Origin of the sequence: Pseudomonas vranovensis DSM 16006, from assembly GCF_000425805.1 — a bacterium.
Classification (GTDB): domain Bacteria; phylum Pseudomonadota; class Gammaproteobacteria; order Pseudomonadales; family Pseudomonadaceae; genus Aquipseudomonas; species Aquipseudomonas vranovensis.
On sequence record NZ_AUED01000003.1, the window covers coordinates 167860 to 183831 of the forward strand.

Annotated in this window: 16 protein-coding genes; 10 read left to right on the plus strand and 6 right to left on the minus strand. The window is 62.3% G+C overall.

Going from position 1 to position 15972, the window contains the following annotated elements:
- The first annotated feature begins 103 nt into the window (after positions 1–103).
- The 9 genes from H621_RS0107805 (at position 104) to H621_RS0107845 (ending at position 7783) form a co-directional block, all read left to right on the plus strand.
- Positions 104–343, plus strand: coding sequence for a BolA family protein (locus H621_RS0107805; RefSeq protein WP_028942843.1), 240 nt, complete (start codon positions 104–106; stop codon positions 341–343).
- A gap of 24 nt (positions 344–367) precedes the next feature.
- Positions 368–1633 (plus strand): UDP-N-acetylglucosamine 1-carboxyvinyltransferase, encoded by a 1266-nt coding sequence (gene murA, locus H621_RS0107810; RefSeq protein WP_028942844.1) that lies wholly within the window; start codon positions 368–370, stop codon positions 1631–1633.
- A gap of 105 nt (positions 1634–1738) precedes the next feature.
- On the plus strand, positions 1739–2374 hold the full coding sequence (hisG, locus tag H621_RS0107815) for an ATP phosphoribosyltransferase (RefSeq protein ID WP_028942845.1): 636 nt from the start codon (positions 1739–1741) through the stop codon (positions 2372–2374).
- A 126-nt stretch (positions 2375–2500) separates the two neighbouring features.
- The gene (gene hisD / locus H621_RS0107820) at positions 2501–3826 is read left to right on the plus strand and encodes a histidinol dehydrogenase (protein WP_028942846.1); all 1326 of its coding nucleotides are present in this window, start codon (positions 2501–2503) and stop codon (positions 3824–3826) included.
- 2 nt (positions 3827–3828) lie between these two features.
- Positions 3829–4875, plus strand: coding sequence for a histidinol-phosphate transaminase (gene hisC / locus H621_RS0107825; protein ID WP_028942847.1), 1047 nt, complete (start codon positions 3829–3831; stop codon positions 4873–4875).
- A 96-nt stretch (positions 4876–4971) separates the two neighbouring features.
- Positions 4972–5622 carry a FadR/GntR family transcriptional regulator gene (locus H621_RS0107830; RefSeq protein WP_028942848.1) on the plus strand — a complete coding sequence of 217 codons (651 nt, stop codon included), beginning with the start codon at positions 4972–4974 and terminating at the stop codon, positions 5620–5622.
- Between the two features lie 15 nt (positions 5623–5637).
- Positions 5638–6921, plus strand: a complete 1284-nt coding sequence (locus H621_RS0107835) for a CynX/NimT family MFS transporter (protein WP_028942849.1) — start codon at positions 5638–5640, stop codon at positions 6919–6921.
- Positions 6922–6972: 51 nt separating this feature from the next.
- A complete protein-coding gene (locus tag H621_RS0107840; RefSeq protein WP_028942850.1) occupies positions 6973–7443 on the plus strand; it encodes a nuclear transport factor 2 family protein in 471 nt (156 codons plus the stop codon).
- Between the two features lie 40 nt (positions 7444–7483).
- Positions 7484–7783, plus strand: coding sequence for a GIY-YIG nuclease family protein (locus tag H621_RS0107845; protein ID WP_028942851.1), 300 nt, complete (start codon positions 7484–7486; stop codon positions 7781–7783).
- Here H621_RS0107845 and yejK read toward each other — a convergent pair.
- Positions 7764–8771, minus strand: a complete 1008-nt coding sequence (gene yejK / locus H621_RS0107850; RefSeq protein ID WP_028942852.1) for a nucleoid-associated protein YejK — start codon at positions 8769–8771, stop codon at positions 7764–7766. The two genes, H621_RS0107845 and yejK, sit on opposite strands and share 20 nt — an antisense overlap.
- Positions 8772–9179: 408 nt before the next feature.
- Here yejK and H621_RS0107855 point away from each other — a divergent pair, with 408 nt between their 5' ends.
- On the plus strand, positions 9180–9461 hold the full coding sequence (locus H621_RS0107855; RefSeq protein ID WP_009398256.1) for an HU family DNA-binding protein: 282 nt from the start codon (positions 9180–9182) through the stop codon (positions 9459–9461).
- 61 nt (positions 9462–9522) lie between these two features.
- On the opposite strand, the gene rlmF is transcribed toward H621_RS0107855, so the two are convergent.
- From rlmF to H621_RS0107880, 5 genes are all read right to left on the minus strand, one after another.
- Entirely contained in the window at positions 9523–10479 is a 957-nt protein-coding gene (gene rlmF, locus H621_RS0107860) for a 23S rRNA (adenine(1618)-N(6))-methyltransferase RlmF (protein ID WP_028942853.1), read from the minus strand.
- Positions 10480–10574: 95 nt separating this feature from the next.
- A complete protein-coding gene (locus H621_RS0107865) occupies positions 10575–13421 on the minus strand; it encodes a valine--tRNA ligase (RefSeq protein ID WP_028942854.1) in 2847 nt (948 codons plus the stop codon).
- Between the two features lie 149 nt (positions 13422–13570).
- Positions 13571–13933 carry a hypothetical protein gene (locus H621_RS0107870; protein ID WP_028942855.1) on the minus strand — a complete coding sequence of 121 codons (363 nt, stop codon included), beginning with the start codon at positions 13931–13933 and terminating at the stop codon, positions 13571–13573.
- Positions 13934–13937: 4 nt separating this feature from the next.
- Positions 13938–14366, minus strand: coding sequence for a DNA polymerase III subunit chi (locus H621_RS0107875; protein ID WP_028942856.1), 429 nt, complete (start codon positions 14364–14366; stop codon positions 13938–13940).
- Positions 14367–14417: 51 nt separating this feature from the next.
- Positions 14418–15911: a leucyl aminopeptidase gene (locus H621_RS0107880; protein WP_028942857.1), complete on the minus strand. Its 1494-nt coding sequence runs from the start codon at positions 15909–15911 to the stop codon at positions 14418–14420.
- Positions 15912–15972 lie beyond the last annotated feature (61 nt).

Below are 15972 nucleotides of genomic sequence, written 5' to 3' on the forward strand. Positions count from 1 at the left end.
TGATGGCCCCTCTGTCAGAGTCCTCGATTACGGGGTTCGCAGGCGAGGGGCTTTTTTGTATCATGGCCGACCCGCGCGCACTGGGCGCCGATTGAGGTTGAGCATGCAGGCCGTAGAAGTTAAGAACTTCCTTGAAGAAAAGTTGCCGGGAACCCGGGTCGAAGTTGAAGGCGAAGGCTGCAACTTCCAGTTGAACGTGATCAGCGACGAATTGGCGGCCTTGAGCCCGGTCAAGCGTCAGCAGCAGATCTATGCTCATCTTAATCCGTGGATCACTGATGGCAGCATCCATGCGGTAACCATGAAATTTTTCAGCAGCGCAGCCTGGGCTGAGCGCAACTGAGCCTAAATTGGCGGCGAGACAGAAATGGACAAACTGATTATTACTGGCGGCGTTCGTCTTGATGGCGAGATCCGCATTTCCGGTGCCAAGAACGCGGCGCTGCCGATTCTCTCGGCAACCCTGCTCTGCGATGGCCCGGTAACGGTCGGCAACCTGCCGCACCTGCACGACATCACCACCATGATCGAGTTGTTCGGGCGCATGGGCATCGAGCCTGTGATCGACGAAAAACTCTCGGTGGAAATCGACCCTCGTACCATCAAGACCCTGGTCGCGCCGTACGAGCTGGTGAAAACCATGCGTGCCTCGATCCTGGTGCTGGGCCCGATGGTTGCCCGCTTTGGCGAGGCTGAAGTTGCCCTGCCTGGCGGTTGCGCCATTGGTTCGCGTCCGGTCGACCTGCACATCCGTGGCCTGGAAGCCATGGGCGCGAAGATCGAAGTCGAAGGCGGCTACATCAAGGCGAAGGCCCCTGAAGGCGGCCTGCGCGGTGCGCACTTCTTCTTCGATACCGTCAGCGTGACCGGTACCGAGAACATCATGATGGCCGCTGCCCTGGCCAAGGGCCGCAGCGTACTGCAGAACGCCGCGCGCGAGCCGGAAGTGGTCGACCTGGCCAACTTCCTGATCGCCATGGGTGCCAAGATCCAGGGCGCCGGTACCGACACCATCACCATCGACGGCGTCGAGCGCCTGGGTTCGGCAACCTACCGCGTCATGCCTGACCGTATCGAGACCGGTACCTACCTGGTTGCGGCAGCGGTCACCGGTGGCCGGGTCAAGGTCAAGGACACCGATCCGACCATCCTTGAAGCTGTCCTTGAAAAGCTCAAGGAAGCCGGCGCCGAAATCACCACCGGTGAAGACTGGATCGAGCTCGACATGCACGGCAAGCGGCCAAAGGCCGTTAACCTGCGTACCGCTCCGTACCCGGCGTTCCCGACCGACATGCAGGCGCAGTTCATCTCGCTCAATGCCATTGCCGAAGGCACGGGCGCTGTGATCGAGACGATCTTCGAAAACCGTTTCATGCACGTGTACGAAATGCACCGCATGGGCGCGCTGATCCAGGTCGAAGGCAACACTGCCATCGTCACCGGTACCAAGACCCTCAAGGGTGCGCCAGTGATGGCCACCGACCTGCGGGCCTCGGCCAGCCTGGTACTGTCGGCACTGGTTGCCGAAGGCGATACCCTGATCGATCGTATCTACCACATCGACCGTGGTTACGAATGCATCGAGGAAAAACTGCAGATGCTGGGCGCCAAGATCCGTCGCGTACCGGGCTAGTCTGTAGTCGGCGCAGGGACGCGCCAGCCAATTGCTGCACCGAATTGAACGCGGTCGGGCCCCTGGGTCCGACCGGCTGTAGCCGCATAAGGACCGACGTTTCCCATGTTGACCATCGCGCTATCCAAGGGTCGGATTCTCGACGATACCCTGCCGTTGCTGGCTGAGGCCGGTATCGTGCCGACCGAGAACCCGGACAAGAGCCGCAAACTGATCATCCCGACGACCCAGGACGATGTGCGCCTGCTGATCGTGCGGGCTACCGATGTGCCGACCTATGTCGAGCATGGCGCCGCCGATCTGGGTGTGGCTGGCAAGGACGTGTTGATGGAGTACGGCGGCCAGGGCCTGTACGAGCCCCTGGACCTGCAGATCGCCCAGTGCAAGCTCATGACTGCCGGTGCCATCGGCGCGGCCGAGCCCAAGGGGCGCCTGCGCGTTGCGACTAAGTTCGTCAACGTCGCCAAGCGCTACTATGCCGAGCAGGGTCGTCAAGTCGACATCATCAAGCTCTACGGCTCGATGGAGCTGGCGCCACTGATTGGCCTGGCCGACAAGATCATCGACGTTGTCGATACCGGCAACACCCTGCGTGCCAACGGCCTGGAACCCCAGGAGCTGATTGCCACCATCAGCTCCCGGCTGGTGGTCAACAAGGCTTCGATGAAGATGCAGCACGCCCGCATCCAGAGCCTGATCGACACCCTGCGCCAGGCTGTCGAATCGCGACACCGCGGCTGACTTCTGCGCGCGACCTTCGCTGTCGCGCCCGTCTATCCGCGTCATAGCCAATTTTCTCAGGTGCCCGCGCGGATCGACTGGTAGCTTAGGGTGCCTGAGCATTCGCCATTAATTGAGGCCCTCGCTATGACCGCGTCCACTGCAATTGCCCGACTCAATGCCGCCGACCCGGATTTCGCCCGACATCTGGATCATCTGCTGAGCTGGGAAAGCGTGTCTGACGACGCGGTCAACCAGCGTGTGCTGGACATCATCAAGGCCGTGCGCGAGCGCGGTGATACTGCATTGGTGGAGTTCACCCAGCGTTTCGACGGGGTTGACGCCAAGTCCATTGACGACCTGATCCTGGGGCGCGAGCGCCTGGAGCTGGCGTTGACTCGCATCACCCCGGCCCAGCGCGAAGCCCTGGAAAAAGCCGCCGATCGCGTGCGCGGCTACCACGAGCGCCAGAAGCAGGATTCCTGGACCTACACGGAAGCCGACGGCACGGTGCTGGGCCAGAAAGTCACCCCGCTGGACCGTGCTGGCCTGTACGTGCCGGGGGGCAAGGCCTCCTATCCTTCGTCGGTGCTGATGAACGCCATTCCGGCCAAGGTGGCCGGCGTGGGTGAAGTTGTGATGGTGGTGCCGACCCCGCGGGGCGAGATCAACGAGCTGGTACTCGCCGCGGCGTGCATCGCCGGGGTCGATCGCGTCTTTACCATCGGTGGCGCCCAGGCGGTGGCCGCTCTGGCCTATGGCACCGAAAGCGTGCCGCAGGTCGACAAGGTGGTCGGGCCGGGCAACATCTACGTCGCCACTGCCAAGCGCCATGTGTTTGGTCAGGTGGGTATCGACATGATCGCCGGTCCTTCGGAAATCCTCGTGGTGTGTGACGGCCAGACCGACCCGGACTGGATCGCCATGGACCTGTTCTCCCAGGCCGAACACGACGAAGATGCCCAGGCGATCCTGGTCAGCCCGGATGTCGCGTTCCTCGACAAGGTTGCGGCCAGCATCGACAAACTGCTGCCGACCATGGAACGTGCCGAGATCATCAAGACTTCGATCAATGGCCGTGGCGCGCTGATCCAGGTGCGCGACATGCAGCAGGCAATGGAGGTGGCCAACCGTATCGCGCCAGAGCACCTGGAGCTATCGGTGGCTGACCCACAGGCCTGGCTGCCGCAGATCCGCCACGCCGGCGCGATCTTCATGGGTCGCCACACCAGCGAAGCCCTGGGCGACTACTGCGCCGGTCCAAACCACGTGCTGCCCACCTCGGGGACCGCACGCTTCTCGTCACCACTGGGGGTCTATGACTTCCAGAAGCGCTCTTCGATCATCTTCTGCTCCGAGCAGGGGGCTTCCGAACTGGGGCGCACCGCGTCGGTCCTGGCCCGTGGTGAATCGCTCACCGCCCACGCCCGCAGCGCTGAATACCGCATCGTTGCTGACAAGAAGGGGAACTGAACATGAGTAAATTCTGGAGCCCCTTCGTCAAGGACCTGGTGCCTTACGTGCCGGGCGAGCAGCCCAAGCTGGCCAAACTGGTCAAGCTCAACACCAACGAGAACCCCTATGGCCCCTCACCCAAGGCGCTGGAGGCCATGCGTGGCGAGCTGAACGATAACCTGCGCCTGTACCCGGACCCGAACAGCGACCTGCTCAAGCAGGCGGTGGCGGACTACTACGGGGTCAAAGGGAACCAGGTATTCCTGGGCAACGGCTCGGACGAGGTGCTGGCGCACATTTTCCACGGCCTGTTCCAGCACGGTGCGCCGTTGTTGTTCCCGGACATCAGCTACAGCTTCTATCCGGTTTACTGCGGTCTGTATGGCATCCCTTTCGAGCAGGTGGCGCTGGACGAGCAGTTCCAGATCCGCGTCGAAGACTACGCCAGGCCCAATGGTGGCATCATCTTTCCCAACCCCAACGCACCGACCGGCTGCCTGTTGGCGCTGGAGGCCATCGAGCAACTGCTCAAGGCCAGCCCGGAGTCGGTCGTGGTGGTCGATGAGGCTTATATCGACTTCGGTGGGCAGACGGCGATCAGCCTGGTGGATCGCTATGACAACTTGCTGGTGACCCAGACACTGTCCAAGTCGCGCTCGCTGGCCGGGCTGCGGGTTGGTCTGGCAGTCGGGCACCCGGACCTGATCGAGGCGCTGGAGCGGATCAAGAACAGCTTCAACTCCTACCCGCTCGATCGCATGGCGATTGTCGGTGCGGCTGCGGCCTTCCAGGATCGCGCCTACTTTGAAGACACCTGCCGCAAGGTGATCGACAGCCGTGATGCGCTGGTTGGCGAGTTGACCGCACGTGGCTTTGAAGTGCTGCCTTCGGCGGCCAACTTCATTTTCACGCGTCACCCGCAACACGATGCGGGTGAACTGGCAGCCAAACTGCGCGAGCAAGGCGTGATCGTGCGCCATTTCAAGCAGGCGCGCATTGCCCAGTTCCTGCGTATCACCATCGGTACGCAGGAGCAGAACCAAGCGTTGCTTGATGCATTGAACTGAATGACCGCGGGACAAGCCCGCTCCCACACAGCCACTGTGGGGGCGGGGTTGTCCCGCGATTGTATTTCCAGATAATTCATCCGATGATTGGATGTCATGACATTACTCAGCAAACGATCCCTGGTCGAACAAGCCGTCGACCAATTACGCGAACGCATCGCCCATGGCGCCTGGGCCGTTGGCCAGCGCCTGCCTACCGAACCTGAATTGGCAACCGAGCTTGGCATCAGCCGCAACACTGTTCGCGAAGCCATGCGGGTGCTGGCGTTCAGTGGTCTGGTCGAGGTGCGCCAGGGTGACGGTAGCTACCTGCGTACTGCGGTTGATCCGTTGCGGGCGCTGCAGGCACTGTCGCGCTGCGACCTGGCACAGGCCCGTGAGGCGCGGCATATCCTTGAAGCCGAAGCTATCGGCCTTGCCGCCCTGCGCCGTACAGACGAAGACCTCAAAGGCCTGCGTGAGGCCCTTGAACATAGCAGCGCGCACTATCACGACGATCTGGAGCGCTACATCAGCTGCGACCTGGTGTTTCACCAGCGCATGGTGGATGCCGCACACAACCCGGCCTTGAGCGAGTTGTACCGCTATTTTTCCGGAGTGGTGGCGGCCACCTTGCACCACAACCTTTCCCACGCGCCGCGCTGTCAGTCGGTCTTCGACCTGCATGGGCAGATTCTCGACGCTATCGAACAACGCGATTCGGACACGGCCAAGGCCCTGAGCCGAACCCTGATCAACGAATCCTGACTTTGCGAGACTGCCATGGCCCATGACACTTCCCGAAATGTTCCACCGACCCAGGGACCGGAGCTTGAAGAACTGCTGATCGACGCCGAGGCCGACGATGAACAGGTACAACACCAGCCGGTGCTGCTCAAGCGCCCTTGGCTGTTGCTGGTGGGTTTGGTGCTGGTGGCGCTGAACCTGCGCCCGGCGCTGTCGAGCATGGCACCGTTGCTCAACCAGGTCTCCGAGAGCCTTGGGCTGAGTGCTTCTGCGGCCGGCTTGCTGACCACCTTGCCGGTACTGTGCCTGGGACTGTTCGCGCCATTGGCGCCGGTACTGGCGCGTCGTTTTGGTAGTGAGCGGGTGGTCCTCGGCATTCTTCTGGTACTGGCGCTCGGGATTGCGGTGCGCAGTGCCTTTGGCAGTACCGGGTTGTTCCTCGGCACCATCATGGCCGGGGCCAGTATCGGCGTGGTAGGCGTATTGCTGCCAGGGATCGTCAAGCGCGATTTCCCGCAGCACGCTGGCACCCTCACGGGCGTCTACACCATGGCATTGTGCCTGGGGGCAGCGCTTGCCGCTGGCGCTACCGTGCCGCTGAGCCAGCACCTGGGCGACAGCTGGTCCCTGGGGTTGGGTTTCTGGTTGATTCCGGCGCTGCTGGCCGCCTTGATCTGGTTGCCCCAGGCGCGTGAAGGGCACGGCGCACACCATGTCGCCTATCGGGTGCGTGGCCTGTTGCGCGATCCGCTGGCCTGGCAGGTGACGCTGTACATGGGCCTGCAGTCGTCGCTGGCCTACATTGTGTTTGGCTGGCTTCCATCGATCCTGATCGGCCGCGGCCTGACCCCGACCCAGGCTGGCCTGGTGCTGTCAGGTTCAGTGATTGTGCAATTGATCAGCTCGCTGGCTGCCCCCTGGTTGGCAACCCGTGGCAAGGATCAGCGCATCGCCATCGTCGGCGTTATGGTGTTGGTGCTGGCGGGCCTGTTCGGTTGCCTGTATGCACCACTCGAGGGTCTGTGGGGTTGGGCAATCATTCTAGGGCTGGGGCAGGGTGGCAGTTTCGCCCTGGCCTTGACCTTGATTGTGCTGCGCTCAAAGGACGCGCATGTCGCTGCCAACCTGTCGAGCATGGCCCAGGGCGTGGGCTACACCCTGGCTTCCCTGGGGCCGTTCGCGGTCGGCCTGGTGCATGACCTGACCGGCGGCTGGGAAGCCGTTGGCTGGATTTTCGCGCTGGTGGGTATCGGTGCTATCGCCTTCGGCTTGAAGGCCGGGCGCAGTCTGCACGTGCAGGTGGTCAGCGAGCGCGTCTGACCTGCCAGATGCTATTGTGCGGGTCTGTTCCCTCGGTAATGGACCCGCCTCATGAGCGATGCCAACAACGCCCTGATCACGCGTTTCTACCAGGCCTTCCAACGCCTCGACGCCGAGGCCATGGTGGCCTGCTACAGCGATGACATCGTCTTCAGTGATCCAGCCTTCGGAACCTTGCGTGGCAAGGATGCCGGCGATATGTGGCGCATGCTCACCACTCGCGCCAAGGACTTCTCCCTGACCTTCGACGCCGTGCGTGCCGATGAGCGAACCGGCAGCGCCCACTGGGTCGCCACCTACCTGTTCAGTCAGACTGGCCGAGTTGTGATCAACGATATCCAGGCGCGATTTGTCGTTCGTGACGGCAGGATCTGTGAGCATCACGACCGCTTTGACCTGTGGCGCTGGTCGCGACAGGCACTGGGTATCAAGGGACTATTACTGGGCTGGACACCGCTGGTACAAGGCAAGGTCCGCCAGCAGGCATTGAAAGGCTTGCGTGCGTTTCAGGCCGGGCGCTGAACGGGTAAGCTGTCGGCTTTGCCGTTCACTAGACAGCACCGTGACCCAAGCCACTGCCGATTCACCTGCAAAATCCTGGTACCTCTATCTGGTACGGGCCGCCAATGGCTCGCTCTATTGTGGTATCAGCGATGATCCGCAACGACGTTTCATCGCCCATCAAAAGGGGCAGGGGGCGCGCTATTTCAGTACCAGCCCGGCCGTGGCGCTGGTGTATATCGAAGCCTGGCCCAGCAAGGCCGAAGCCTTGCGCCAGGAACGCTTGGTGAAGAAGTTGCGCAAAGGTGCCAAGGAAGCCCTGGTGGCCTCCTACAACTCGATCAGTCCTTGCGACGCTTGAGCTGATCGGTCAGCTGTGTCGGCAAGCCCTTGATGATCAACGTGCCGGCTTCTTCGTCGTATTCGATTTTCGAGCCCAGCAGGTGTGCTTCAAAGCTGATCGACAGTCCCTCGGCACGGCCGGTGAAGCGGCGGAACTGGTTCAGGGTGCGTTTGTCGGCCGGGATTTCCGGCGACAGGCCGTAGTCCTTGTTGCGGATGTGCTCGTAGAAGGCGCGTGGACGGTCTTCATCGATCAGCCCCGAGAGCTCTTCAAGGGTCACTGGCTCACCGGCCTTTGTCTGGCTGGTGGCATAATCGACCAGGGTCTGGGTTTTCTCCCGGGCGGCCTCTTCGGGCAGGTCTTCACTTTCGACGAAGTCGCTGAAGGCCTTGAGCAAGGTGCGTGTTTCGCCGGGGCCGTCGACGCCTTCCTGGCAGCCGATGAAGTCACGGAAGTACTCCGAGACCTTCTTGCCGTTCTTGCCCTTGATAAAGGAGATGTACTGCTTGGAGGCCTTGTTGTTCTGCCATTCGGACAGGTTGATGCGGGCCGCCAGGTGCAACTGGCCCAGGTCCAGGTGACGGGACGGCGTGACGTCCAGTTCGGCGTTTACCGCTACCCCTTCGCTGTGGTGCAGCAGGGCGATGGCCAGGTACTCGGTCATGCCTTGCTGATAGTGGGCGAACAAGACATGGCCGCCGACCGACAGGTTGGATTCTTCCATCAGTTTTTGCAGGTGCTCGACGGCGACCCGGCTGAAGGCAGTGAAGGTGCTGCCTGCATCCAGGTACTCCTTGAGCCAGCCGCTGAACGGGTGGGCACCCGATTCTGCGTGGAAGAAGCCCCAGGCTTTGCCTTGCTTGGCGTTGTAGCTGTTGTTGAGGTCGGCCAGGAGGTTTTCGATGGCGCTGGACTCGGTCAGTTCCGAGTCGCGTGCGTGCAGCACAGCGGGGCTGCCATCGGGCTTCTTGTCGATCAGGTGGACGATGCAATGACGGATCGGCATGGGATTCTCGGTTGAAAATGGGCGGTGCAGGCCGCGTTGCAAAGCTGCCAAGTGTACCTCAGCCCAAGGGTGATTCTGCGGCCAGTTGTTGGCAGAAATGGCGGTTGTTCGTTTTTTGTTCAATTTTTTGCGTTTTTTCGCGCAAACCCCCGAAAAACCTGCACATTTGCCCTGCCAGAGGCGGATATTTATCTATTCCTGTGGTAGTTTTGCCCGGTCTTGCGCCCCGTGTGTGGCGCATTGCTGGCAGACCGCTTGCGTCACGTCGAACCAAACGCCGTTTTGCGTATCTACATACGCGATTGACGTGGCTGTAACACCGGACCGCCGGTTCCCCCGCAGGTCTGGCTCGATGACTGACGTAGCACTCTGCATACTCACTGAATTTGATAGGGAAGGAACACCACCATGGCATTGACCAAAGACCAACTGATCGCCGACATCGCCGAAGCTATCGACGCGCCGAAAACCACCGCGCGTAACGCTCTGGAGCAACTGGGTCAGATCGTTGCTGATCAACTGGAAAATGGCAGCGAAATCACACTGCCAGGCATTGGTAAACTGAAAATCACCGAGCGTCCTGCCCGTACCGGCCGCAACCCTTCGACTGGCGCTGCCATCGAAATCGCTGCCAAGAAAGTCGTCAAGTTCGTGCCAGCCAAAGTGCTGACCGACGCTGTAAACAAGTAATTGTAAGCAGCTACAAAAAACCGCGTCCGGTTCATCCGGACGCGGTTTTTTTTGCCCGCTCCTACCGGGGTGTCCAGCGGGTTTGGCGCCATGTGTGGCGGGACGCTTGATCCTGGAAGGTCCAGGCCACCATACGGCTCTGCTTCTGCCCCTGGCCCATCTCGACGATACGCACCACCTGCGCACCCGCCTTCTTCAGGACGGCCTGGATGCCAGGTAGGTTGGACGCTTTGGACACCAACGAGGTGAACCACAGCACCTGCTGGCCCAAGGTCGCGCTCTCTGTCACCAGTTGGCTGACGAAGCGGATCTCGCCGCCTTCGCACCAAAGCTCGTTGTTCTGCCCGCCAAAGTTCAGCACCGGCAGCTTGCGCTTGGGGTCGGCCTTGCCCAGGGCACGCCACTTGCGCTGGCTACCACGCGTGGCTTCCTCGCGGGAGGCATGGAAGGGCGGGTTGCACAAGGTCAGGTCGTAGCGCTCGTCGTCTTTGAGCAGGCCTAGCAGGATGTGTTTGCGATTACCTTGCTGGCGCAGGCTGATGGCCTTGTCCAGGCCGTTGGCCTGGACGATGGCCTTGGCGGCGGCGAGGGCCGTGGGGTCGATATCGGAGCCCAGGAAGCGCCAGCGGTAGTCGCTGTGGCCCAGCAGTGGGTAGATGCAGTTGGCGCCTACGCCGATATCCAGTGCCCGCACCTGGGAGCCTCGTGGTATTTCACCGCCGTTTTCTTCGGCCAGCAGGTCGGCCAGCACATGGATGTAGTCGGCGCGCCCGGGAATGGGCGGGCACAGGTAGTCGGCCGGAATGTCCCAGTGCTGAATGCCGTACTGGGCCTTGAGCAAGGCACGGTTGAATACCCGTACGGCTTCGGGGTTGGCAAAGTCGATGCTGGGCTTGCCGTGGGGGTTGGTGATCATGAACTGGCCCAGCTCGGGGCTGCTCTTGATCAGCTCGGGAAAGTTGTAGCGGCCCTGGTGGCGGTTGCGCGGATGCAGGGTCGGTTTGTCGGGTGTGGTCATCGTGGTGTCCGGTGGAAAGCATCGCGGGTCAAGCCCGCTCCTGCTGGTGCAGGAGCGGGCTTGACCCGCGATGGCATCACTGAGATCAGCGATCGTTACAGCGCAGCGATCCGCGCATGCTGCTCGGTGAAGTTGGCCAGGGCCTGTTCGGCCTCAGCCAGCTTGGCGCGTTCCTTGTCAATCACCGCCGGCGGAGCCTTGTCGACGAAAGCGGCGTTGGACAGCTTGCCGCCCACGCGCTGGACTTCGCCCTGCAGGCGCTGGATTTCCTTGTTCAGGCGTGCCAGCTCCGCGTCCTTGTCGATCAGGCCGGCCATCGGCACCAGCACTTGCAGGTCGCCAACCAGTGCGGTGGCGCTCAGCGGTGCTTCGTCCTGCTCGCCCAGCACGGTGAAGGACTCGATCTTCGCCAGCTTCTTGAGCAGCGCTTCGTTCTCCTGCAGGCGACGCTGGTCTTCGGCACTGGCGTTCTTGAGGAACAGTTGCAGGGGCTTGCCCGGGCCGATGTTCATCTCGCCGCGAATGTTGCGCACGCCGAGCATCAGTTCCTTGAGCCATTCGATATCGCCTTCGGCAGCGGCATCGATGCGGCTTTCATTGGCCACCGGCCATGGCTGCAGCATGATGGTCTTGCCTTCGGCACCGGCCAGCGGCGCCAGGCGCTGCCAGATTTCTTCGGTGATGAACGGCATGAACGGGTGCGCCAGGCGCAGGGCCACTTCCAGTACGCGTACCAGGGTGCGGCGGGTGCCACGGGCGCGCTCGACCGGGGCGTTCTCGTCCCACAGTACCGGCTTGGATAGCTCCAGGTACCAGTCGCAGTACTGGTTCCAGATGAACTCGTAGAGCGCCTGGGCGGCCAGGTCGAAGCGGAACTGTTCCAACTGGCGGGTCACCTCGGCTTCGGTGCGCTGCAGTTGGGAGATGATCCAGCGATCAGCCAGCGACAGCTCGTAGGCTTCGCCGTTCTGGCCGCAGTCTTCACCTTTGTCCAGGACGTAGCGGGCGGCGTTCCAGATCTTGTTGCAGAAGTTGCGGTAGCCCTCGACACGGCCCATGTCGAACTTGATGTCGCGCCCGGTGGAGGCGAGGGAGCAGAAGGTAAAGCGCAGGGCGTCGGTGCCGTAGCTGGCAATGCCTTCGGGGAACTCGGCCTTGGTCTGCTTGGCGATTTTCTCGGCGAGCTTGGGCTGCATCAGGCCACTGGTGCGTTTTTCCAGCAGCTCGTCCAGGGTAATGCCGTCGACGATGTCCAGCGGGTCAAGGACGTTGCCCTTGGACTTGGACATCTTCTGGCCCTGGCCGTCGCGGACCAGGCCGTGAACGTACACGGTCTTGAACGGAACCTGCGGGGTGCCGTCTTCATTCTTCACCAGGTGCATGGTGAGCATGATCATCCGGGCGACCCAGAAGAAAATGATATCGAAACCGGTGACTAGCACGTCGGTGGAGTGGAAGGTCTTGAGGAACTCGGTCTGCTGTGGCCAGCCCAGGGTCGAGAAGGTCCACAGGCCCGAGCTGAACCAGGTGTCGAGAACGTCGTTGTCCTGGTTCAGGACCACGTCGGCACCCAGGTTGTGCTTGGCGCGGACTTCTTCTTCGCTGCGCCCGACATAGACCTTGCCCGACTCGTCGTACCAGGCCGGAATGCGGTGGCCCCACCACAGCTGGCGGCTGATGCACCAGTCCTGGATATCGCGCATCCAGGAGAAGTACATGTTCTCGTACTGTTTAGGCACGAACTGGATACGACCGTCTTCAACGGCGGCGATGGCAGGCTCGGCCAGCGGTTTGGTCGACACGTACCACTGGTCGGTCAGCCAAGGCTCGATGACGGTGCCGGAGCGGTCGCCCTTCGGTACCTTCAGGGCGTGGTCGTCGACGCTGACCAGCAGGCCCGCGGCGTCGAAGTCGGCAACGATCTGCTTGCGCGCGACGAAGCGGTCCAGGCCTGCATACTGCGCGGGCAGGGTGGCGTCGACGCTTTCGTTGACGCTGCCGTCGAGGTTGAACACCTGGGCTGCCGGCAGCACGAAGGCGTTCTTGTCGAAGATGTTCAGCAGCGGCAGGTTGTGACGCTTGCCGACTTCATAGTCATTGAAGTCGTGGGCCGGGGTGATCTTCACGCAGCCGGTGCCGAACTCGGGGTCGCAGTAGTCGTCGCCGATGATCGGGATGCGGCGGCCAACCAGCGGCAGCTCGACGAACTTGCCGATCAGCGCCTTGTAGCGCTCGTCTTCGGGATTCACAGCCACCGCTGCGTCGCCGAGCATGGTTTCCGGGCGGGTAGTGGCAACGATCAGGTAGTCTTTGCCGTCGGCGGTCTTGGCGCCGTCAGCCAGCGGGTAGCGCAGGTTCCACAGGTGGCCTTTTTCGTCGTGGTTTTCCACTTCGAGGTCGGAAATCGCCGTGTGCAGCTTGGTGTCCCAGTTGACCAGGCGCTTGCCGCGGTAGATCAGGCCGTCTTCATGCAGGCGCACGAAGGCTTCCTTGACAGCTTCAGACAGGCCATCGTCCATGGTGAAGCGCTCGCGGCTCCAGTCGACCGACGAGCCCAGGCGGCGGATCTGGCGGCTGATGTTGCCACCCGACTGATCCTTCCACTCCCAGACCTTTTCCAGGAATTTTTCGCGACCCAGGTCGTGGCGGTTCTGGCCTTTGGCTTCGAGCTGACGCTCGACCAGCATCTGGGTGGCGATACCGGCGTGGTCGGTACCTGGCTGCCACAGGGTGTTGCGACCCTGCATGCGGCGGAAACGGATCAGGGCGTCCATGATCGCGTTGTTGAAACCATGACCCATGTGCAGGCTGCCGGTGACGTTCGGCGGCGGAATCATGATGGTGTAGGAATCGCCCGCGCCTTGCGGGGCGAAATAATTCTCGGACTCCCAGGTGTTGTACCAGGAAGTTTCAATTGCGTGCGGCTGGTAGGTCTTATCCATGCGCGGCGGGACCCTTAGGCATTTATTCAGGAAAGCCGGTAAGTATAACGGGGATAAGGGCCGGGGCGTAGAGCGAGGTGATGGCAGGAGGCAAAAACATCGCGGGGCAAGGCCGCTCCTACCGGGCAGGAGCGGCCTTGCCCCGCGATTCACTCTGGAAGCTGGCCGAGCAGCCGCTCCAGGCGAGCATCGAGACGACGCTTGATTTCGTTCTCGATGTGCGGGGTAAAGTCGTTGATCACATCTTGCATGATCAACTGCGCGGCGGCACGCAACTCGGTGTCCAGGTGCAGCAGGGTTTCCTGGCGGCGAGCCTGTGGGTCGTCAGCCACTACCGGGGCAGCAGCAGGAGCTGGCGGCACGATGGCTTCTTCGAGCAACAGCGGGATTTGCTCCTCGACGGTATCGGTCAGCAGCGGTGGCTCAAGGGATTCGTCGCCCAGCAACTGGCGAATCGACTCGAGGTCGTCCAGCAGGTGTGCGGATTGGGGCAGGGCAGTGGGTTTATCCATCGTCTCAGAGTCGCTGTAAGCGGTGATTCTGCAGAGCATAGCCCTGTTCGCGGTAGAAACGGTAACTCTCTCGGGCAGCCAGACGAATCGTCGGCTCCTCGACCACGATCTCGGCAATACGGGCAAAGCGCGCGGCGAACGGCGGTACCTTCAGGTCCAGGTTGATCAACAGGTCCTGATGGCTGCCGGCGTCGTCGCCAAGGCCGAGGGCCACACTGCCTTGCGGGTCGTCTTCGGCCGGGCTGTGGGGCACGAAGGCCTCGCCCTTGAAGGCCCACAGGCGCGCGTCCAGTTCATCGCGCTGGGCGGCATCGCTGCAGTGCAGGTAAACCCTGTGGCCAAGGCGCCAGGCCTTGTCGCAGAGCTTGCAGGCGAAATCCAGGCGCGCCGAGGGCGCGTCGCTGGGCAGAATATAGAAATCGACTTTGCTCATGGTCAGCCTGCCGGGCGATTACGTCCGAAGACGCAACCGCCCGGCTGTCACTCAGGCGTTGGCGCGATCGAGCAGGTACTGGGTCAGCAGCGGGACCGGACGGCCAGTGGCGCCCTTGTCCTTGCCGCCGCTGATCCAGGCCGTGCCGGCGATGTCCAGGTGGGCCCAGTTGTAGGCCTTGGCGAACCGTGACAGGAAGCAGCCGGCAGTGATGGTGCCGGCCTTTGGCCCACCGATGTTGGCGATGTCGGCGAACGGGCTGTCGAGCTGTTCCTGGTACTCGTCGAACAGCGGCAGCTGCCAGGCGCGGTCGTCGGCACGCTTGCCGGCGTCGAGCAGTTGGCCGACCAGCTCATCGTTGTTGCCCATCAGGCCCGACGTGTGGCTGCCCAGGGCGACAATGCAGGCACCGGTCAGGGTGGCGATGTCGATCACGGCCTGGGGCTTGAAGCGCTCGGCGTAGGTGAGGGTGTCGCACAGTACCAGGCGGCCTTCGGCGTCGGTGTTGAGGATTTCGACGGTCTGGCCGCTCATGGTGGTGACGATGTCGCCTGGACGGGTGGCGCCGCCGCTCGGCATGTTCTCGGCACAGGCCAGCAGGCACACCAGGTTGATCGGCAGTTGCAGTTCGAGCACGGCGCGCAGGGTGCCGAAGACGCTGGCGGCACCGCCCATGTCGTACTTCATCTCATCCATGCCGGCGCCGGGCTTGAGGCTGATGCCGCCGGTGTCGAAGGTGATGCCCTTGCCCACCAGTACGAACGGTTTCTCGGACTTCTTGCCGCCCTGGTGGCTCATCACGATCAGGCGTGGTGGCTGGTCGCTGCCCTGGCCAACGGCGTAGAACGCGCCCATGCCCAGTTCCTTGATTTTCTTCTCGTCCAGCACTTCGACCTTCAGGCCCTTGTAGGCCTTGCCCAGGCCCTTGGCCTGTTCGGCCAGGTAGCTTGGGTGGCAGACGTTCGGGGGCAGGTTGCCCAGGTCGCGGGTGAAGCGCATGCCAGCGGCAATGGCGCGGGCATGCTTGAGGGCACGTTCGACTTCGCCGGCACCGGCCTTGTCGGCCAGCAGGGTGATTTTCTTCAGGGCACGGGGTTCGGCTTTCTGGCTCTTGAACTGATCGAAGACATATTCACCGTCGAGCAGGCTCTCGGCCAGCAGGCGCGTCTTGCCATAGAAGGCATCGCGGCCAGTGACGGCGACGTCATCGAGGGCCAGTACCGCGTCGCTGCCGTTCAGGCCCTTGAGCACCGCCAGCACGCTGGATACCACTTTGCGCCAGCTGCGATCACCCAGTTCGGCTTCTTTGCCGACACCCACCAGCAGCACGCGTTCGGCCTTGAGGTTGGCCAGGCCTTGCAGCAGCAGGGTCTGACCAACCTTGCCGGCCAGGTCGCCGCGCTTGAGTACGGCACTCAGGGCACCGGCACTGGCTTCGTCCACAGCTTTGGCGGTGGCGCCGAGCTTGCGGCCTTCACCGACAGTGAGCACCAGCGTTGCGGTTTTCAAGGATGCAGCGGCTACGCTCTTTACAACCAGTTCCATGTCAGGGTCCCCGAATGATCTGTCTATGCGCGCTGTCTGTGCAGGCGCAGTAAGCGAGCTG